18 protein-coding genes are annotated in these 19,334 nt (G+C 70.6%); 10 read left to right on the forward strand and 8 right to left on the reverse strand.

From position 1 onward, the window contains the following. The first annotated feature begins 94 nt into the window (after positions 1-94). Both GRX01_RS07315 and GRX01_RS18780 read left to right on the forward strand, forming a co-directional pair. Complete coding sequence (locus GRX01_RS07315; protein WP_159665075.1) at positions 95-1,465, forward strand: P-loop NTPase; 1,371 nt, start codon at positions 95-97, stop codon at positions 1,463-1,465. Positions 1,466-1,522: 57 nt separating this feature from the next. After that, positions 1,523-1,666, forward strand: a complete 144-nt coding sequence (locus GRX01_RS18780; protein WP_201289538.1) for a hypothetical protein — start codon at positions 1,523-1,525, stop codon at positions 1,664-1,666. A 55-nt stretch (positions 1,667-1,721) separates the two neighbouring features. On the opposite strand, the gene argS is transcribed toward GRX01_RS18780, so the two are convergent. Then, positions 1,722-3,482, reverse strand: coding sequence for an arginine--tRNA ligase (gene argS, locus GRX01_RS07320; RefSeq protein WP_159665078.1), 1,761 nt, complete (start codon positions 3,480-3,482; stop codon positions 1,722-1,724). Positions 3,483-3,715: 233 nt separating this feature from the next. Between argS and GRX01_RS07325 the strand changes: the two genes are divergently transcribed. From GRX01_RS07325 to GRX01_RS07335, 3 genes are all read left to right on the forward strand, one after another. Continuing rightward, on the forward strand, positions 3,716-4,471 hold the full coding sequence (locus GRX01_RS07325) for a DUF120 domain-containing protein (RefSeq protein WP_159665081.1): 756 nt from the start codon (positions 3,716-3,718) through the stop codon (positions 4,469-4,471). Next, the gene (gene ribB / locus GRX01_RS07330; protein ID WP_321167953.1) at positions 4,468-5,142 is read left to right on the forward strand and encodes a 3,4-dihydroxy-2-butanone-4-phosphate synthase; all 675 of its coding nucleotides are present in this window, start codon (positions 4,468-4,470) and stop codon (positions 5,140-5,142) included. The genes GRX01_RS07325 and ribB overlap by 4 nt, the downstream gene beginning before the upstream one ends. A 77-nt stretch (positions 5,143-5,219) precedes the next feature. Continuing rightward, the gene (locus tag GRX01_RS07335; RefSeq protein WP_159665084.1) at positions 5,220-5,762 is read left to right on the forward strand and encodes a GNAT family N-acetyltransferase; all 543 of its coding nucleotides are present in this window, start codon (positions 5,220-5,222) and stop codon (positions 5,760-5,762) included. Between the two features lie 60 nt (positions 5,763-5,822). On the opposite strand, the gene arcD is transcribed toward GRX01_RS07335, so the two are convergent. After that, complete coding sequence (gene arcD, locus GRX01_RS07340) at positions 5,823-7,262, reverse strand: arginine/ornithine antiporter ArcD (protein ID WP_159665087.1); 1,440 nt, start codon at positions 7,260-7,262, stop codon at positions 5,823-5,825. A 311-nt stretch (positions 7,263-7,573) separates the two neighbouring features. Between arcD and GRX01_RS07345 the strand changes: the two genes are divergently transcribed. After that, positions 7,574-8,506 carry a branched-chain amino acid transaminase gene (locus GRX01_RS07345; RefSeq protein ID WP_159665090.1) on the forward strand — a complete coding sequence of 311 codons (933 nt, stop codon included), beginning with the start codon at positions 7,574-7,576 and terminating at the stop codon, positions 8,504-8,506. A 153-nt stretch (positions 8,507-8,659) separates the two neighbouring features. Here GRX01_RS07345 and meaB read toward each other — a convergent pair whose 3' ends face one another. The 4 genes from meaB to GRX01_RS07365 form a co-directional block, all read right to left on the reverse strand. Beyond that, on the reverse strand, positions 8,660-9,724 hold the full coding sequence (meaB, locus tag GRX01_RS07350; protein WP_159665093.1) for a methylmalonyl Co-A mutase-associated GTPase MeaB: 1,065 nt from the start codon (positions 9,722-9,724) through the stop codon (positions 8,660-8,662). Then, a complete protein-coding gene (locus GRX01_RS07355; RefSeq protein ID WP_159665095.1) occupies positions 9,724-10,149 on the reverse strand; it encodes a cobalamin B12-binding domain-containing protein in 426 nt (141 codons plus the stop codon). The genes meaB and GRX01_RS07355 overlap by 1 nt, the downstream gene beginning before the upstream one ends. 104 nt (positions 10,150-10,253) lie before the next feature. Then, positions 10,254-11,432: a GAF domain-containing protein gene (locus GRX01_RS07360; RefSeq protein ID WP_159665097.1), complete on the reverse strand. Its 1,179-nt coding sequence runs from the start codon at positions 11,430-11,432 to the stop codon at positions 10,254-10,256. A 109-nt stretch (positions 11,433-11,541) separates the two neighbouring features. Next, complete coding sequence (locus tag GRX01_RS07365) at positions 11,542-13,416, reverse strand: S9 family peptidase (RefSeq protein ID WP_159665099.1); 1,875 nt, start codon at positions 13,414-13,416, stop codon at positions 11,542-11,544. Between the two features lie 194 nt (positions 13,417-13,610). Between GRX01_RS07365 and GRX01_RS07370 the strand changes: the two genes are divergently transcribed. Beyond that, positions 13,611-14,672, forward strand: coding sequence for a glycosyltransferase family 4 protein (locus tag GRX01_RS07370; RefSeq protein WP_159665101.1), 1,062 nt, complete (start codon positions 13,611-13,613; stop codon positions 14,670-14,672). Between the two features lie 248 nt (positions 14,673-14,920). Continuing rightward, positions 14,921-15,487, forward strand: coding sequence for a plastocyanin/azurin family copper-binding protein (locus tag GRX01_RS07375; RefSeq protein ID WP_159665103.1), 567 nt, complete (start codon positions 14,921-14,923; stop codon positions 15,485-15,487). 428 nt (positions 15,488-15,915) lie between these two features. Here the strand turns inward: GRX01_RS07375 and GRX01_RS07380 are convergent, their stop codons facing one another. After that, positions 15,916-16,968 carry a M42 family metallopeptidase gene (locus tag GRX01_RS07380; RefSeq protein WP_159665105.1) on the reverse strand — a complete coding sequence of 351 codons (1,053 nt, stop codon included), beginning with the start codon at positions 16,966-16,968 and terminating at the stop codon, positions 15,916-15,918. Positions 16,969-17,095: 127 nt separating this feature from the next. Here GRX01_RS07380 and GRX01_RS07385 point away from each other — a divergent pair, with 127 nt between their 5' ends. After that, entirely contained in the window at positions 17,096-17,356 is a 261-nt protein-coding gene (locus GRX01_RS07385; protein ID WP_159665107.1) for an MTH865 family protein, read from the forward strand. A 187-nt stretch (positions 17,357-17,543) separates the two neighbouring features. Then, on the forward strand, positions 17,544-18,218 hold the full coding sequence (locus tag GRX01_RS18785) for a J domain-containing protein (protein WP_321167954.1): 675 nt from the start codon (positions 17,544-17,546) through the stop codon (positions 18,216-18,218). 42 nt (positions 18,219-18,260) lie between these two features. On the opposite strand, the gene kdgK1 is transcribed toward GRX01_RS18785, so the two are convergent. Further along, on the reverse strand, positions 18,261-19,214 hold the full coding sequence (kdgK1, locus tag GRX01_RS07395) for a bifunctional 2-dehydro-3-deoxygluconokinase/2-dehydro-3-deoxygalactonokinase (RefSeq protein WP_159665108.1): 954 nt from the start codon (positions 19,212-19,214) through the stop codon (positions 18,261-18,263). Positions 19,215-19,334 lie beyond the last annotated feature (120 nt).

Below are 19,334 nucleotides of genomic sequence, written 5' to 3' on the forward strand. Positions count from 1 at the left end.
ACGGGCTAGTAGGCCCTCCGCGGGGTAAGTACCTGTTGAATACCCGAGTGAGGGGGCCCACATTTATCACGCGGGACCGCCGTAGCCACGACAAATGCCGAAGATCTACGCCGTCGCGAGCGTCAAAGGGGGGGTCGGCAAGACGACCACGGCCGCCAACCTCGCGGCCACGCTCGCGGCCGCCGGCTACGAGACGGTCGCGGTCGACGCCGACCTCGGGTCGGCCAGCCTCGGGCCGTCGCTCGGAGTCCACCCCGGGGAGGTGACGCTGCACGACGTGCTCGCGGGCGAGGGCGATCCCGCCGAGGCGACCCGCGAGGGACCCCACGGCCTCGCGGTGGTCCCCGGAGGCGACAGCCTCGAACACTTCCGGAAGGCCGAGCCGGGGGAGATCACCGACGTGCTGGAGGCGATCACGGGCGCCGACTACGTGATCGTCGACACGGGCGCCGGCCTGACGCACCAGACGGCGCTCCCGCTGTCGGTCGCCGACGGCGTCCTCCTCGTGTCGACGCCGACGCGCGACGGCCTCGCCAACACCCGCAAGACGCAGGACCTCACCGAGAAGCTCGGCGGCGAGGTCGTCGGCCTCGCGCTCAACGAGGCCGAGGGCGACGAGGACACCGGCGACGTCGACGTGCCGGTGCTCGGCGCGATCCCGGACGACCCGCTCGTCGCCGAGGCACAGGCGGCCGGCAGTCCCCTCTCGGCGTACGCGCCCGACAGCGACGCCGCGGCGGCGTACCGCTCGCTCGCCTCCTCGCTCACCGGCGAGCCGATCCGGCCGGCGGTCACTCCGGACAACGCCGAGGCGGCCCCCGAGGACCCCGAGTACGAGGCGGCGGCCGATCCCGACGATCACCCGGAGGCCGCGCTCGATCTGCCCGAGGTGGACGAGGAGTCCGAGCGGTCCGAGGAGGAAGCCGACTCCGAGGACCCCGGGCCGGAGACGGAGGGCGGGGAGCAGGACGGCGAATCCGGGTCGACGGACGAGGCGACGGCCGAGTCGGGGACGACGGACGAGGCGACCGTCGAGCGCGATCCGGAGAACGCGACGACGGGAGGGGACGGAACGGAGGGCGCGACCGACGCGGACGCCGACGACGCGACCCCCGCCGTCGAGGCGGACGCGGACCCCGAGGTCGACGACGCGGTCATCCTCGACGACGACGCCGGCGAGGACGAGGAGGACGACGCGGCGACGGCCGCCCGGAGCACGGTGCTCGAGGAGGACGAGTACGACGCCTACCGGGGCGACCGCGAGGGAACGCCGACCGTCGAGGACGCCGAGTCGGGCGAGTCCGCGGAGATCGGCGACGACGTGATCCCGTTCGCCCAGCAGAGCAAGGAGCGGGCCGAGCAGGCGAAGGGAGACGGGTCGGAGGACGACGCGGACGACGAGGACGACGACCGGGACGACCGCGACGGCGGCGGGTTCCTCGGTCGACTGTTCCGGTCGTCGTAGCCGTCCGCGGGGATCGGATCGGGAGTTTCTTTTCCGTCGCCCCCGCCCCTCGGGAGTATGAGCGAAGCTGACAGCGACTCCGTGCCGATCTGGTGGATCCTCGTCTTCATCGTCCTCGCGCTCGGCCTGGGGGCCGTCGCGGTGCTCTCGGTCGGCGGGAGCCTGATCACGCCGGGGGCGCTGTTGCCGACGCTGGCGTAGTCGAACCGCGATCGGAGAACGGAGACGAGCGTGACGACTGCGGAGTTCCTCCTTCCTACATCGACTCGGGCGCCTCGACCCCGAGCACGTCGAGCGCGTTCGCGACGGTGTGTCGCGCGGCGGCGACGAGCGCGAGGCGCGCCTCGCGGGTCGCCTCGTCGTCGGCGGTGAGCACGGGGCACTCCCGGTAGAAGGCGTTGAACGTCTCGGCGAACTCGCGGGTGTAGGTGGCGACGCGGTGCGGCTCCAAGTCCTCGGCCGCCCCCTCGACGACGGCGGGGAAGCGCGCGACGACCTTCAGCAGGTCGCGTTCCTCGGGCGTCGACAGCGTCTCGGGGTCGACGGCGGCGTCGGGGGCCAGCCCCTCCTCGCCCGCCTCGTCGACGATCCCACAGCACCGTGCGTGGACGTACTGCACGTACGGGGCCGACTGCGCCTCGAAGTCGAGCGCGCGGTCCCACTCGAAGGTGATCGACTTGGTCGGCTGCTTGCTGACGATGTCGTAGCGGACGGCGCCGATGCCGACCTGTCGGGCGATGCGGTCGACGTCCTCCGCCGCGAGGTCGTCGTCGCGGATGCGGTCGTCCATCCGGCGCTCGACCTCCTCGCGGGCGCGGTCGATCGCCTCGTCGAGCAGGTCGTCGAGGTTGACGGCCGTGCCCGCGCGCGTGGACATCTTCCCCTCGGGGAGGTTCACGTACGAGTAGAACGTCGACTCCAACCGGTCGGTGTCGTTGCCGAGGAGGTCGAGCGCGGCCCCCAGCTGGCCGGCCTGCAGCTTGTGGTCCTCCCCGAGCACCGTCACCGCGCGGTCGTAGTTCTCGAACTTCCACTCGTGGTGCGCGAGGTCGCGGGTGGTGTACAGCGACGTGCCGTCCGAGCGGAGGAACACGAGCTTCTTCTCGTAGCCGTACTCAGAGAGGTCGACCTGCCAGGCCCCCTCCTCGATCACGGACTCCTCCAAGTCCTTCAGGCGCTCGGCGACCTCGTCGCTGGAGCCGTCGCGGATGAAGCGCGTCTCCTTGACGAACTCGTCGAACGCGGCGGGCAGGCGCGCGAGCGACTCCTCCATCCCCGCGAGCACGGTGTCGACGACCTCGCCGACGCGCTCGTACGTCTCCTCGTCGCCCGACTCCAGTCCCTGCAGGATCGACGCGACCTCCGCCTCGGCCGCCTCGACCGTCTCCTCGTCGCCCGACTCCAGCACCTCGTTGCCCTTGCGGTAGTAGCGCACGAGGTCGTAGTCGTCCTTCTCGCGGGCCGGCTCGGGCAGTTCCGACTCGTCGAACGTCTCGTAGGCCCACGTGAAGATCGCCATCTGTCGCCCGGCGTCGTTGACGTAGTAGTGACGGTCCACGTCGTAGCCGGCGTAGTCGACGGCGTTGGCGATCGCGTCGCCGATGATCGGGTTTCGTGCCCGACCGACGTGGACGGGGCCGGTCGGGTTCGCGGAGGTGTGTTCCACGACGACCGACTCGCCGTTCGGCGGGAGCCGGCCGTACTCGTCGTCGCGGGCGGCGTCGAGCGTGTCCGCGAGGTACGCGTCGTCGACGAGGAAGTTCACGTACGGCCCGTTGGTCTCGACGCGTGCGAGGTACTCGGTGGCCGCCACGTCGACCGCCTCGGCGACCTCGGCGGCGACCTGCGGCGGCGGGGCGCCCGCCTCGCTCGCCAGCCGGAACGCGACGCTGGAGGCCAGCGTCGCGTCGACGCCGTCGGGCGGGTCCTCGATGCCGAGGTCGTCGGTCGGATAGCCGAGGTCGGCGAGCGCGTCCGAGAGCGCCGCCGCCACGGCCGACCGGAACTGTCTGAACATGCGCGTGGCTTCCCCCGCCGCCGATAAATGGGTTTCCGAACCGCCCCGCCGGCGGCGTCGGCGACGGCGCCAGCGGCGCTCCCGAGCACGGCCGACTCGCCGACACCGACGCCTTTTGGTGTGTCGGGGGCGCAGATCGTGTACGAGTCTCGGTCGCGTGACGCACCGTAACGGTTCTGTTACGCATACCGTATTCGGTATCCTTTTGGGCGGCCACCACCGACGTACGTGCAATGAGCACTTCCACGACGACCGTCGGCCACGACGAGGTGGCGGCGCTGAAGACGGTCGCGCTCCGCGGGGGACTTCGCGAGTCGGTGAAGGTCTCCTGTTCGACGCTGGGCGAGCGACTCGACGCCTCCAGCCAGACGGCGTCCCGGCGGCTCCAGCGGCTCGAGGCCGCGGGGCTGCTCGACCGCGACGTCGTCGGCGACGGGCAGTGGGTCACGGTGACCGACGCGGGCGAGCGCCGTCTCCGTGCGGAGTACACGGACTATCGCCGCCTGTTCGAGGGAGATGCGGGACTCACCCTCTCGGGAACGGTCACCTCCGGGATGGGCGAGGGTCGCCACTACATCCAGCTGTCGGGCTACCACGAGCAGTTCGTCGAGCGCCTCGGCTACGAGCCGTTCCCGGGAACCCTGAACGTCTCGCTGTCGGAGGCGGCGGTTCGCGCCCGTGCGGGGCTCGACTCCGTCGAGGGAGTCCCCATCGACGGCTGGGAGGACGAGGACCGGACGTTCGGGCCGGCGACGTGTTATGCCGCCGAGGTGGTCGCGGACGGGGAGTCGTTCGAGCCGGTTCACGTCATCGTCCCCGAACGCACCCATCACGATGAGGACCAACTGGAGGTGATCGCGCCCGCGAAGCTGCGCGAAGAGCTGGGACTCGACGACGGCGACGAGGTGCGCGTCCGTGTCACCGACGCCGAGCGGGCCGACGGGACGGGGCGGCCGACCGGAGCCGCGGAGTCCGGGGGGTCGGCGTGAGCCGGCAGGCCGGCCGGCTGGACCGCGCGCTCGCGGCCTTCCGCGCCGGCGAGCCGGTGCTCGTCCACGACTTCGACGACCGCGAGGGGGAGACCGACCTGGTGTACCCCGCCAACGCCGTCGAACCGGCGGACGTGGCGCGCATGCGCAACGACGCCGGCGGACTGATCTGTGTCGCCGTCTCCGACCCGGTCGCCGACGCCGCGGGCCTCCCGTTCCTCGAGGACCAGATCGACCACCCGGCGGCCGCGGGCCACGATCTCGCGTACGACGACCGGTCGTCGTTCTCGCTGCCGGTGAACCACCGCGACACGTTCACCGGGATCACCGACGACGACCGGGCGCTGACGATCACGGAGCTGGCCTCGATGGCTTCCGCCGTCGACGCCGGCGTCGACTACGGCCCCGAGGAGTTCGCCGCGGAGTTCCGCGCGCCCGGCCACGTCCACGTGCTGCGCGGCGCGCCCGAGGGGCTCTCGGATCGACTGGGCCACACGGAATTGGGGCTCGCGATGGCCGCCGAGACGGGCCAGCCGCCCGCGGTCGTCGTCTGCGAGATGCTCGACGACGAGACCGGCGGGGCGCTGTCGCCGGCGGCCGCGCGGGAGTACGCCGAACGCCACGGCTTCCCGTACGTCGAGGGCGAGGAGTTGGTCGAGACGCTGCGGTAGGCCGCCGTTTCCGTCACCGCGGCCGCTCGTTGATTCGCGTATCCGCACACTCGTACACCTCCGAAACGACTTTTCTGATGACGGTCAACGACGCGATCGTGTCGACCGACGTGACGGTCCGCGTGGCCGTCGAGGACGATCTCAACGAGGTTCAGGAGACGCTGGCAGGTTCGTGGCGACGCGGCTACGACGGCGTCGTCGACGCCGACGCGCTGACGGAGGCGACGGTGGACCCGGCGGAGTTCTATCCGGCGGAGCGCTTCGAGCGGAAACGGGCGGCCGACGACCTGCTGTTTCTGGTCGCCGTCGCCGACGAGCGCGTCGTCGGAGTCTGCAACGTCGCGCGCGGCGAGAGCCACACCCATGCGTTCGTCCCCGACGACGCGGCACAACTCCGTGCGGTCTACGTCGATCCGGCGCACTGGGGGGCGGGTGTCGGCACGGCATTGGTGCGGAGGGGAACGGACGACATCGACGGCGGGACGTGCGTGTACGTCGAGTGTCTGGCCGCGAACGAGCGCGGGCGTCGGTTCTACGAGTCGCTCGGGTTCGAGCGCTACGACGGAGGGACCGTCGACCTGTTCGACGGGGCACATCCGACCGATCGGTTCACGCGGTAGCGACGGAGGTCGGCTCGAAGGACTCGATCCTTGTGGGCGGCTCGGCACATAGACCTCGCGTCAGTCGTCCGCGGGTGCGGCCCCCGCCGGCGCCTCCGTCGGCGTCGTCGCCCGCCCGGCCAGCGCCATCCCGACGAGCGCCAGTACCGACAGCGGCCCGAAGAAGTAGAAGGGGACGAACGCCCACGACGACTCGAATCCGAGCGACGCCGCCATGAAGACGGCGCCCGCGTGCCACGGGAACAGCGGCCCGGTCGGGGTCCCGGCGGCCTCGACGGCCCGCGAGAGGTCCCGCGAGTCGAGGCCGTACTCGTCGTACAGCTCCCGGAGGCTCACGCCGGGAACGACGATACTCATGTACTGCTGGGCGGTGAACGCGTTCGTGAGGAGCGCGGCGGCGCCGGTGCCGACGACGAGGGAGTTGCGCGACCACACCACGTCCGCCAGCCGGTCGGCGACGACCGCGAGCACGTCAGTGCCCTCCAGCAGGCCGCCGAGCGCGAGCGCGGCGACGACGACGGCGATGGTCCAGCCCGAGCCCGCGAGGCCCCCCGTCGTCAGCAGGCCGTTGACGAGCTCGCTCCCGGTTTCGGGGGCGGTCCCGTTCAGGAAGGCGTCCCAGGCGGCGGTGAACGACCGACCCTGTGCGAGCACGGTCGTCCCGGCGCCCGCGAACACGCCGGCGACCAGCGCCGGCAGCGCGGGGTACCCGCGGATCGCGAGGCCGAACGTGACCACCAGCGGGAGGAACACCAGCGGACCGAGCGCGTACGTCGACGCCAGCGGCCCGGTGATGGCGGCGGTGTCGCCGCCGGATCCGCTCACGACGAAGGCACCGAGGACGGCGTAGCCGACGACCGAGAGGCCGAGCGCGACGGCGGTGCCGAGGCGCATGGCGTTGATGTGGTCGTACAGGTCGGTGTTCGTCACCGCCGCCGCGAGGTTGGTGGTGTCCGACAGCGGGCTCTGCTTGTCGCCGGCGTAGGCGCCGGAGACGATGGCGCCGGCGGTCATCGGCGCCGACACGCCGAGCCCGCTCCCGATGCCGATGAAGGCGACGCCGAGCGTCCCGACGGTCGTCCACGACGACCCGATCGCGAAGGCCACGATCGCCGCAAGCAGGGCCGTCACCGGGAGGAACACCTGCGGCGACAGCAGGCCCAGCCCGTAGTACATCAGCCCCGGGATCGTCCCCGCGCTGGTCCACGTCGCGATCAGCCCGTAGATGACGAACAGGATCAGTATCGCCTGCATCCCCATCCGCAGGCCGCCCTCGGCGGCGTCGTAGAGGCCGTCCCAGTCGTAGCCGAGCCGGTAGTGCGCGAACAGCCCGGCGAACGCGATGCTCCACAGCAGCGGTCCGTGCGGGGCGAGTCCGAGCAGCCCCGAGCCGACGCCCAACGAGGCGACGACGATCACAAGCGGCACGATCGCCTCCGGGAACGTCGGCCGCCGCGGGCCGCCGTCGGTCCCGTCGGCGCGTGTCGTTCGTGTATCCATCACCGACGAGTAATTCATCTAAGTAATTAAGTTGCACGAGTTTATTATTCATGGTCGTAAATGGGGGTCGGCGTTCACGACTCCGACGACGCGAACGGCGCCCGCGACGCGAACTGCGCCGTCAACTCGGCCGGAGTCGGCGACCTGACCGGCGCCGGCGACCCGATCGGCGCCGGCAACTCGGTCGACGTCGACGACGACGGAGGCCGAACGGTCGACGGGCGTGGCGGGACGCCGACGAGGGCGAACGTGGGGGAGACCCGCCGGTCGTTTCTGTGGTCTTTATTGTCCGGCAAATCCTGCGCTCGGGTATGTCCGGCTTCGCGGAGATGGACGTCGACACCATCTGGCACGACGGCGAGTACGTCGACTGGGAGGACGCGACGACGCACGTCCTCACACACGGACTGCACTACGGCACGGGCGTCTTCGAGGGCGTGCGCGCGTACGACACCGGGGACGGGACGGCGGTGTTCCGCTGGGAGGAGCACCTCGACCGCTTCTTCGAGTCGACGAAGCCGTACGACATGGAGATCCCCTTCTCCCGGGAGGAGCTGACCGAGGCGACGATGGAGGTCATCCGCCGCAACGACCTCGACTCGGCGTACGTCCGCCCGATCGCCTACTACGGCTACCACAGCCTCGGCGTCTCGCCCGGCGACTGCCCCACCGAGGTCGCCATCGCGGCGTGGCCGTGGGGGACGTACCTCGGCGACGACGCGCTGGAGAACGGCATCAAGGCGATGGTCTCCTCGTGGCGCAAGCACTCCTCCTCGCAGATCCCGACGAACGCGAAGACGACGGGGCTGTACGTCAACTCCCTGCTGGCGGGCGAGGAGGCCCGCCGCAACGGCTACAAGGAGGCGATCGTCCTCAACAAGGAGGGGAACGTCGCGGAGGGTCCCGGCGAGAACATCTTCCTCGTGCGCGACGGCGAGATCTTCACGCCCGGGCTCTCGGAGTCCATCCTCGACGGCATCACCCGCAACACGGTGATCGAGTTGGCCCGCGAGCGCGGCTACACCGTCCACGACAACGTGAGTATCTCCCGCGGCGAGCTGAACACCGCCGACGAGCTGTTCTTCACCGGCTCGGCGGCGGAGGTCACGCCGATCCGGCAGGTGGACAACGTCGAGATCGGGAACGGCTCGCGCGGGCCGATCACCGAGGAGCTCCAGACCGCGTTCTTCGACCTCGTGGAGCGTCGTACCGACGACCACGAGGAGTGGTTGACGTACGTCTGACCGGGGAGTTCGGTCGTCTCGGTTCGCAGTGTTCGGTCGTCTCGGTTCGCGGCTTCGTTCGTTCCGGTTCGTTCGGTCCGCTGACCGACCGGTGAAACGGGTCGCGGGCGCCGACTTTCACCTCGTCTCGCCGCTACGGACGAGCGAGGCGGCTCACCGCTCCAACTCCTCGTCGACGCACTCCCGCACGGGCGCGACCAACTCGTCGGCCACGCTGTAGGGGTCCGTCTCCCGCGAGAGCACGTCCTCGGCGAGCGCGTCGATCCCGCCGCGGGCCTCGATCACCCCCTCGAGCAGCTCGGCGGTGTCGGCGCGGATCAACTGTCGGATCTCCTCGGCGTAGCGGGTGCGCGCCCGGTCGTCGATCTGACCGGTCTCCTGAAGCCACGTGGCGTGCTCGTCGAGCGTCTCGATCAGCTCGTCGACGCCGGTGGCGTCGGTGGCGACCGTCTCGACGACCCGGGGGTTCCACGCCTCCTCGTCGGGGTCGTCGAGGGCGACCTCGGCCATCTCCTCGTCGTCGACGGGGCCGTGGTGGCCGGTGTTCAGCCCCGCGGCGGGGTTCTCCCGCATGTGGATCATCTCCTCCAGTTCGGCGACGGTGCGCTCGGCGCCGTCCATGTCGGCCTTATTGACGACGAACACGTCGCCGATCTCGAGGATGCCCGCCTTCAGCATCTGCACGTCGTCGCCCGAGCCCGGCTGGACGAGCACACACACCGTGTCGGCGGTCCGCACGATGTCCACCTCGTTCTGCCCGGCGCCGACCGTCTCGATGATCACCTTGTCCTTGCCGAACGCGTCGAGGGCCTTGATCGCGTCCGACGTGGCCGTCGAGAGGCCGCCGAGCGTCCCGCGGGCGGACATCGACCGGAAGAACACGTCCATGTCGCCGACGTTCGAGGCCATCCGGATCCGGTCGCCAAGCACCGCCCCGCCGGTGTACGGCGAGGACGGATCGACCGCGATGACGCCCACTGTGTCGCCGCGGTCGCGGTACACGCTCGCCAACTTGTCGACGAGCGTCGACTTGCCGGCGCCGGGGCTGCCAGTGATCCCGATCACGTCCGCGGTCCCGGTGTGGGCGTGGAGCTCGGAGACGATGTCGCGGTACCCCGGCGAGCGGTTCTCGATCTTCGTGATGACGCGCGCGAGGGCCCGATGTCTCCCGTCCAGCAAGTCATCGACCAGCGCCGACTCCGTCCCAGTTGCCGTCATCACTCGCGGTTGGGGACGTTCTCGCGGACGAACTCGATCGTCTCCTCCATCGGGGTGCCCGGCCCGAAGACGGCGCCGACACCCATCTCGAGCATCTCGTCGCGGTCGTCGTCGGGGACGATCCCGCCGACGAGAATGAGCGTGTCCTCGAAGGCGTCGTACTCCTTCAGCCCGTCCACGATCTTCGGGACGAGCGTGTTGTGCGCCCCCGAGAGGATCGAGATGCCGAGGACGTCGACGTCCTCCTGAACGGCCGCCTGGACGATCTCGTCGGGCGCGCGGTGGAGTCCGGAGTAGATGACCTCGAAGCCGGCGTCGCGAAACGCACGCGAGATGACGTGTGCACCGCGGTCGTGGCCGTCGAGGCCCACCTTCGCGATGAGACAGCGGATCTGCCGCCCCTCCTCGCGCTCTTGTGTACTCATGGATCTCGGTTGGGCGGCGCCGGTGTTGACTTTAACGGACGTCCATGATGCCTCACGGTGGTCCGCGGATCCGCCGAACAGGCCGGCGCCCGGGCCGAGCCCCGCTACGGGAACTCGATGTCGGCCGCATACAGCCCGAACGCCGCGGCCTCGACCCCGGAGAGCGGAACCGGGACCACGCCGACGGTGAGATCGGCCGGACCGTCGACCGTCTCACGGGTGATGTCGCGGTGGACGACCTCGGCGGGGCCCTCGGAACCGAACAGGTCCCGCTCGGTCTCCGTCGGGAACGCGTCCGATACCGGTTTCCCGAGCCCCTCGGAGCCGAACAGCGCCTCGTAGGCCGTGTTGATCTCCGTGAGTACCGGCTCGTCCCCGTTCCTCGACTCGACGTACACCGCCGGCGACCGGATCCCGTCGAAGAAGTAGTGGAGCCGGTCGCGCTCGACGCGGAGGTCCGCCTCCCGCTCGAGTCGCGCGAGCGCCTCGGCGGCGTGCGAGCTGACGATCTCGAGGAACTCGGCGTCCTGCCGGTCGAACGCCTCCTCCCTATCGGTCGTCACTTGCAACACGCCCACGTCGCTGATCGGAACACTCACGACTGACCGAACGGCGACGTCCCGCGCCCGGTCCGGGTCGGACCGGTAGTCGCCGACGATCTGCGTCTCGCCCGTGCGGTACGTCCGCCCGGCGATCCCCTGATCGATATCCAGGCGAACGTTCACCTCGCCCTCGAGCGTGTGGCCGTGCGGATAGAACTCGTCGCCGTCGCGTAACGCGAGGACGCACCGCCCGTGTCCGAGGGCGTTCGTCACCGCCGACACAACCGTGTCGCTCACCTCCTCGACCGACTGACACGCGGTCAGCTCCTCCGTGTACGTGTTCAGCGCCGACAGCTTCGCGTTCGCCTCCGCGAGGGCGTTGCGCTCGCGTTCGCGCTCGATGCGCTCGGAGACGCGGCGCGCGAGGAGGTCCGTCCCGCCGTCGGTGGCGACGACTTCGTCGACCGGCACGGACGGGACCTCGTTCCCGTAGACGATCAACGGGACGTCCCTCGTCTCGGAGACGAGGTTCTCCACGCAGTCCGTCCGGTGCGACACGACCACGACACAGTCGAGCGTCGGCCCGATCTCGCGAAGGTACTCCGTGGCGACGGCGCCGCGTTTGTGCAGGACGGTCGCGTCCAGGCTGGACTCGATCGCCTCCACGACGTCCGCGCCGTAGTCGCTCGGCGTCCCGTCGGAGACCGCGACCAGAACGCGGGCGTCGTGTGAGGTGGGCATCGTTCGTCTCGTCGGTAATGACGGATCGCAGAGAGATAACTCATTCGTCTACCGAACGTCGTGACAGATCGAACTGGCACAGTGACGGACGGGTTCCGTGGCCCGCCTCTCAGACGTGTTCGTGGAGGAACTCGACGATCGCTCGGTACGCCTCGATCCGGTTCTCCAGCTTCGAGAAGCCGTGGCCCTCGTCCTCGAAGATCAGCTTCCGGGTGGGGACGTGCTCGCTCGCCTCCTCGACGATCTGCTCGGCCTCCCCCACCGGGACGCGCGGGTCGTTCGCGCCGTGGAGCACGAACAGCGGCGCGGCGATCTCGTCGACGTGGTTGATCGGGGAGACGGACTCGAGGAACTCCCGATCCTCCTCCAGCGACCCGTACTCGGCCTCCCGGAGCTCGCGGCGCCAGTCGCCGGTGTTCTCGAGGAAGGTCACGAAGCTGGCGATGCCGACGATGTCGATCCCGGCGGCCCACAGGTCGGGGTACTCGGTCATCGCGGCGAGCACCATGAACCCGCCGTAGCTGCCGCCCATGGCGACGATCCGCTCGTCGTCGACCGCGGGGTGGTCGTGGAGCCACTCGACTGCCGCCTCGATGTCGGCCACCGAGTCCATCCGCCGTTCCACGTCGTCGAGGTGCGAGTACGCCTTCCCGTAGCCCGCGGAGCCGCGGACGTTCGGCTCGAAGACGGCGTAGCCGTTGTTGAGGAAGTACTGCTTCACCGCGTTGAACGACGGTCGTCGTTGGCTCTCGGGGCCGCCGTGGATGTCGACGACGACCGGCGTGTCGCCCTCGCCCGCGTCGTCGGGCGTCGAGAAGAACGCGGGGATCTCGCGGCCGTCGAAGGTCGGGTAGTGGACCAGCTCGGGCTCGACGAACGTGTCCTCGGAGATGCCCGCCGTCGCGGCGTGCGTCCATCGCGTCGTCTCGCCGGACTTCACGTCCACGACGTACGTGTTCGTGTTGACGGTGCTGCCCGTGACCGTGACGGCGACGCGGTCGGCGTCGGGACCGAACGAGACGCCGCCGGCGACGCACTCCGGGAGGTCCGGTTCGGCGAACGCGTCGATCCGATCCGGCGCGGTGAACTCGCCGACCGTGAGCTCGGTGTAGCCCTCCACGTTTCGCGAGTAGGCGACCCGGTTGGTGTCCTCGTCGACGACGACGCCGTCGACGTTCCACTCGCCGCCGTCCTCGACGACGAACAGGTCGCCGAGCGCCTCGCCGGCCCTGTCCCCGTCGCCGCCGTCCGGTCCGCCGCCCCCGTCGCCGCTCTCGCCGTCGGTCCCGAGTGAGATCCGCTCCAGTCGGAGCGTGTCGGAGGCGTGATCGGTGCACACGTACACGCTGTCGCCGTCGGGGGACCACTCGGGGCTCTGAAACCGCGCCTCCGACGTGTGGGGCGTGAGGTGGGTGCGTTCCCCGGTCCCGATGTCGAGCACGTGGAGGTCGTGGTCGAAGCTCCCCCGGGCCTCGTGGACGAGCAGCCGCGTGTCGTCGGGGGACCAGCCGGCCACCGAGAGCCAGCCGTCGCCCTCGTACACCAACTCGGCCTCCTCGCCCGTCTCGTCGCGCCCCTGCACGTACACGTCGAAGACGGACTCGTCGCGGCGGTTCGAGGCGAACGCGAACCGCTCGCCGTCGTGGGACCAGCCGCCCCAGCGGTGTTTCGCCTCGGGCATCCCCGTCAGCTCGGTGACGACGCCGGCGTCGGGGTCGAGCCGGAACAGCTGCGCCCGCTCGTTTCCGCCCTCGTCCATACCGAACGCGAGCTCTCGCCGCTCCGGCGACCAGTCCACGAACGTGACGCGCTCGTCGTAGAAGGTGTGCTGCTCGGGCCACGCCCCCGGCTCGTCGAGGCTCCACACCTGCGGCGTGCCCGTGGTGTCCATCAGGAACGCGAGCGTGCCGTCGGGGGCGAACGCGGCGCTGTGGGCCGAGCGCACGTTCAGGTACCGCTCGATGTCGTACGTCGGGTCCGTCATGTCCTAACAGTCCCCGGCGCGCGTCGAAAGCGTTCGGGTCGGCGAAGCGTCCGGTCGAGGCGGCGGCGCCTCGGGGGCACTCGGCGGGCGCCCCTCGATGACCGTCGACGAGCGCCGACACCCGTCGGCCGATGACCGACGCCCGCGGGGAGTATCGCCTCCCTTTTTGTTCTCTCACCGGTAGCCGATCGCACATGCGCGTCGCGGTGGTCTCGATGGACACGGTGGCAACGCGGGACACCGCCGCGGTCCGTCGGACACGCCGCGTCGCCGCCGGGCTCGCCGCCCGCGGCCACGAGGTCCACTGGCTGTGTGCACAGTGGTGGGGCGGCGAGATCCGCCACTTCGAACAGGACGCGATCGAGTACCACGCCGTGACCGAGCGTCCCGCGCCGGGGCGCTTCCGGTCGAAGCTCCCGTTCCTCCTCCGCCGCGTCGACCCGGATCTCGTCCACGCCGTCTCCGTCCCGCCCGGACACGCGACGACCGCGAAGACGACCGCCGCGATACTTCGGGTTCCGGTCGTCCTCGACTGGTGGGAGCGCGACCCCGACCGCGGCTCCGACCGGCGCTACCGGAAGGCGGCGACGCGCGCGGACCGCGTGATCGCGCCCTCCGAGACGGTTCGAACGGCCGTCCGCGAGCACGGCGCAAGCGACGTGAGCGTCCGCGTGATCCCCGAGAGCATCGACGTCGACCTCGTTCGCTCGGCGGACGCGGACGACCGCTTCGACATGGTGTGGGGGCGCGACCTCGACGGCGACGCGAACGTCGGCGAGTTCCTCCTCGCGCTGGCGGAACTGCGCGACCGCGACTGGCGCGCGGCGGTCGTCGGCGACGGCCCCGCCCGCGACGACGCCGAGCGCATGGCCGCCGACCTCCGGATCGACGACCGCGTGCACTTCCTCGGCGACCTCGACGAGACGGAGTTCGTCCCGGTGCTCAAGGGCTCGCACGTGTTCGCGCAGACGGCCACCTACGAGCCGTTCGCGACCGAGCTGCTGTGGGCGCTTGCGTGCGGCTGCGTCGGCATCGTGGAGTACCAGGCGGGCTCCTCGGCGCACGAACTCGTCGAGGGGCTCGACCGCGGTCGGCTCGTCACCTCGCCGCAGGAGCTGGCCGACGAGATCGTCGCCTGCGGCGACCTTCCGGAGTGGGAACGGAACGACGGGTTCGCCGGCTTCGACCACGACGAGGTGCTCGACGAGTGGGTCGACTGCTACGAGGACGCGCTCGACGGGCAGGGCTGGTTCTAAACGAACCGCTTTTCACGGGGGCCTCGCGCCCCTCCGGGGCGCTCGACCCCCGCCAGACCTCGTTCATGATCAAACGGCCGCTCGCTCGGCCTTCGGCCTCGCTCGCGGTACGACCGCTAGCGACTTCCGCACCGCAACCGCGACCGCACCGCTTCAGCGACAGCGACCGCGTTCGCACCGCCTGCCCGCGGTCCCCCGACACGGATTCGATCGACGGATATACGTTCGGGACACGCCTAGCCGCGAGCATGGAAGACGACACGCTCAGCCGCCGGAGCTTCATCCGGGGTGCGGCGGGCGCGACCGCCGCCGCGGGCGCGGTCGCGGCGGGCGCCGGAACCGCAGCCGCACAGGCGACTGCCGACGGCTCCGGGACCGTGGAGGTCGGCGCCGGCAGCGACGGGCTGAAGTACACGCCGGGAACCGACGAACCGCTGTACGTGACGCCCGGGACGACCGTCACGTTCGAGTGGGTCTCCGGCGGCCACAACATCGCCGTCAACAGCCAACCCGACGGCGCCGGGTGGGAGGGTCACTCCCCGATCGAGGACGAGGGCTTCTCGACGGAGTTCACCTTCGAGACCACCGGCGTGTACGAGTACGTCTGTGAGCCGCACGCCTCCGTCGGCATGGAGGGCACCATCGAGGTCGTCGAGGAGCTCCCGACTCCCGAGCCGACGGCCGCCGGCCCGCCGGAGGTCCCCGACTCCGCGAAGAGCCTCGGCATCGCCTCGTTCATCGCGATGGTGTCGACGCTCGGACTCGCGTTCTTCTTCACGAAGTACGGCGGCGACTACGAGCCGCCCGAGGAGTAGCGCTTCACCCCTTCCCGCCCCAGTTTCCGCTCGTTCCGTGTGCTCGTTCCGCCCGGAGCGGCGGCGACGCGCTCCCGCGTTCTCTCTCGATCCCGACCGACGCCCCGTCGCCGACAGCGGCGCGAGCCCACCGACTCACCGCGTGGCGCAGCCGGGCTCGACACGTACCTCTCCACGATCCGGGATACACCGGGCATCCATCCTGCAATTAGTATCGGAATCTCGACAGATACATCACCGGCAGGCCGAAATCGGAGATGGGGGCGGAGGGGGATCCGAGAGGCACACGACGATCGCCCCCGACCGGGCGCGGTTCCGACGGGGGAGGGACCGCCCCGGAACCGTGATACGCCCGAGGCGACTCCTCGGCGGTCCGATCGCGAGAACGGTGATCCGACGGCCGTGTTATACTGCGCGGTGCAAGCGAGTCACAGCGAGTAGTCGTGGCCGCCGTCCTCGCTCGCGAGGAACGCCGTCAACAGGTCGATCGTCGAGCGGATGTCGTCGCCGTGAGCGGTCTCGGTGACTGTGTGGAGATACCGGGTCGGGATCGACACCGCGCCGACCGGCTTCGCGCCGTTGGCCTTCTGGAAGGCCGCGGTGTCGGTGCCTCCCGAGGGGAGCACCTCGAGTTGGTGCTCGATCCCCTCGGCCTCGGCCACGTCGCGCAGTCGGCGCGTCACCTTCGGGTTCGTGATGACCGAGCCGTCCTTCAGCTTCACTGCCGCGCCGTCGCCCAGTCGGGTCACCTGCTTGTCCTCGGCGACGCCCGCGGTGTCGGAGGCGATCGTCACGTCGAGCGCGATCGCGAGGTCGGGGTCCACGTCGACGCCGAGCGCCTGCGCGCCGCGCAGGCCGACCTCCTCCTGCACCGTCGCACAGAAGTGCACCGTCGCCTCCGGATCCTCCAACTCGCGGGCGGACTCCAGCATCGCGAACAGGCACACGCGGTCGTCGAGCGCCTTCCCGGTGACCGTGTCGCCCATCTTCACCGTCGACTGCTCCATCGTCACGAGGTCGCCGACGGAGACGACCTCCTCGACCGCCTCGGGCTCGCGCCCGAGGTCGATCACCACGTCCTCGACCGCGTCGTCCTTCTCGCGCTCCTCCTCCGAGAGCGTGTGCGGCGGCACCGACCCGATGACGCCCGTGAGGTCGCCCTGCTGGGTGTGGACGCGGACGCGCTGGGCGCGCAGCACGCGGGGGTCCCAGCCGCCGAGCGCGTCGACCTTGAGGAAGCCGTCGTCGGTGACGTGTTTCACCATGAACCCGATCTCGTCCATGTGAGCGGCGACGGCGACCTCGTAGTCGCCGCTGCCCTCGACGGTACCGATCACGTTCCCCATCTCGTCGGTACGTACCTCGTCGACGGCCCCGTCGAACACCGTGCGGACGCGGTCGCGAACGCGGTCCTCGTAGCCGGGCACGCCGCTGGCCTCTGTCAACTCGCGAAGCAGGTCGAAGTCGAAATCGAACGCCATGGACGACCGTTCGGCGGGGTCTGGATTAATCGCCGGGGTTCCGGCCCGCCCCGCCGGCTGTATAAACTGTCCCGGAGTTCCCCGTGGTTCCGGAACGCTTTTGCGGCTATCGCCACGCTGTATGCGTATGTCAGACGACGTCGAGGCCGACCTCCGCGAGCAGTTCACGGACGCGTTCTCCGGCGCCGACTTCCCGGTGTCGAGCCAGATGGACCTCGTGCCCGCGCTGCCGCAGGGCCCGGGCACGAAGTTCGAGTCCGGCGACTTCTCGGTCACCGCGATGGAGCTTGCCGCGAAGCTCGGATCCAGTCAGGACTTCCCCTACGAGGACGTCGAGACCCTCGTCGACGACGTCATCGAGGGGCTGAAGGACAACGGGATGATCTGAGGAAGGCGACGCCGCAGCGACGCCGAATCGACGGACAGCAGCGTTCTCGTTCCCATCGACTGCCGACCGTACCGTTCGCGCTTGAGCGACCGCGCCCGGACTCGCCGCGTACCCTGACGCTACGGGTCGGGACGGGCCGTTCCACCGGCGCCGAGGGGTTCAATAGCGCCCGTCGCCAATCGCGGGTGTGTTCGGTGAGTGGATCGCGGCGCTTCCGGGGTGGCTGGTGTGGGGAGTCGCGGCCGGCGTGGTCGCCTCCGCCGGCGTCGCGAGCGTCTTCCTCGCGGCGAACCGACTGTTCCCGGACCCGCCGGCGCGCTCGGGGGGTCCCGACCGTGGGTCGCTTCGCCGGGAGGCCGAGATCCGCGAGTACCTCCGCCGGATCGACGAGCGGTTCGTCGAGGACGTCGACCTCGACGGCACGCGCGTCGCCTTCTACCTCCCCGAGCGGGGCGTGGCGCTCACCTTCGACGTGCACGCCTACTTCGCCATCCGGGACGACGAGGAGCGTACGGATCGCGTGATCCTCTGTGAACACGAGATGCCCGGGCGTCACCTCGGTCGCCGCCTCCCGTTCGAGGTGCCCGAGGTGGACGTCGGCCCGGGCTCGGGAACCGCGGCGGGGTCGGCGCCGGTCGCCTCGGCGTTCGACACGCTCGAATTGCCGACGACCGCCGGCGAGGAGTCCGTCGAGCGGGCCTACCGAGAGAAGGTGAAGGAGACCCACCCGGACCAGGGCGGGAGCCGGGAGGCGTTCGCGGAGGTCCGCGAGGCGTACACGACCGCGCTGGAGCACGCGGAGGGCACCTCCGGCGACGGGCGCGGCCCCGGGGACCGAACGGTCGACCGCGGACGCGCCTGACCGTTTTTTCCTGCGGGAATCTCCCGACCCCGAGGACGCCTCCTACCGAGAGATGCCGCCGTCCCCCTCGTCGATCACTCGCTCGACCTCCGCCGGGGTGACGACCGCGAGGTCGCCGGCGATCGTTCGCTTGAGCGACGCCGTCGCGGCGCCCCACTCCAGCGCCTCGTCGACGCTCCCGCCGTCACAGCGCTTCGAGAGGAAGCCGCCGACGAACGCGTCGCCGGTGCCGATGGCGTCGAGCGTGTCGGCCTCGTACACCGGCTGTTCGAACACCTTGTCGCCGTGGAGCGCGAGCGCGCCGCTGTCGCCGCGGGTGACGACCACCGTCTCGAAGCCGAAGTCGGTCGCCAGCCCGTGGGCGATCTCGACGGCCTCGCCGTCGCGGTCGAGCACCGCCTCGGCGTCCCGCTTCGCGACGAACAGCGCGTCGACGTGCTCGAACAGCACCGTCAGGGTCTCGCGGGCCTCAGCGTGGCTCCAGAGCTTGCTCCGGTAGTTCAGGTCGAGGCTCGTCGTCGTCCCCGCGGTCTCCGCGCGTTCCAGCACCGCGCGCGTCGTCTCCGCGGCGGCCTCGGACAGCGCCGGCGTGATCCCGGTGGTGTGGAACGCGGTCGCCTCCCCGAGCACGTCCAGCGGAAGCTCCTCGGGCGTCACCGTCGTCACCGCCGAGTCGGCGCGGTCGTAGACGACGTTCGTGCCGCGGGGCTCGCCGCCGTGTTCGAGGTAGTACGTGCCGAGGCGCGCGTCGTCGTCCCACGCGACGCCCGTGCGGACGCCGTGGGCGCGCAACTCGCTGACGACTCGGCGACCCAGCGGCGAGCGCGGCAGCTTCGAGAGCCACACCGAGTCCAGCCCCAGCGACGCGCCCGCGACGGCAACGTTGCTCTCGGCGCCGCCGACGCGCACGTCGAACTCCTCGGTCGTCTCCAGTCTGGTCCCCCGCGGCGGGGAGAGCCGAAGCATCGTCTCCCCGAACGTGACGAGATCGGTCATACGCGGGACGACGGCCGGGGCCGTCAAGAAGGGTCTGGAAGCGCCCCGGCGTGGGTCGACCCGTGTCGCGATCGGCGATGGCCCCGAGTTCGCCGCCTCGGTGGTCCGACCCGGTCGGCG

The organism is Halobaculum saliterrae, from assembly GCF_009831625.1.
Taxonomy (GTDB): domain Archaea; phylum Halobacteriota; class Halobacteria; order Halobacteriales; family Haloferacaceae; genus Halobaculum; species Halobaculum saliterrae.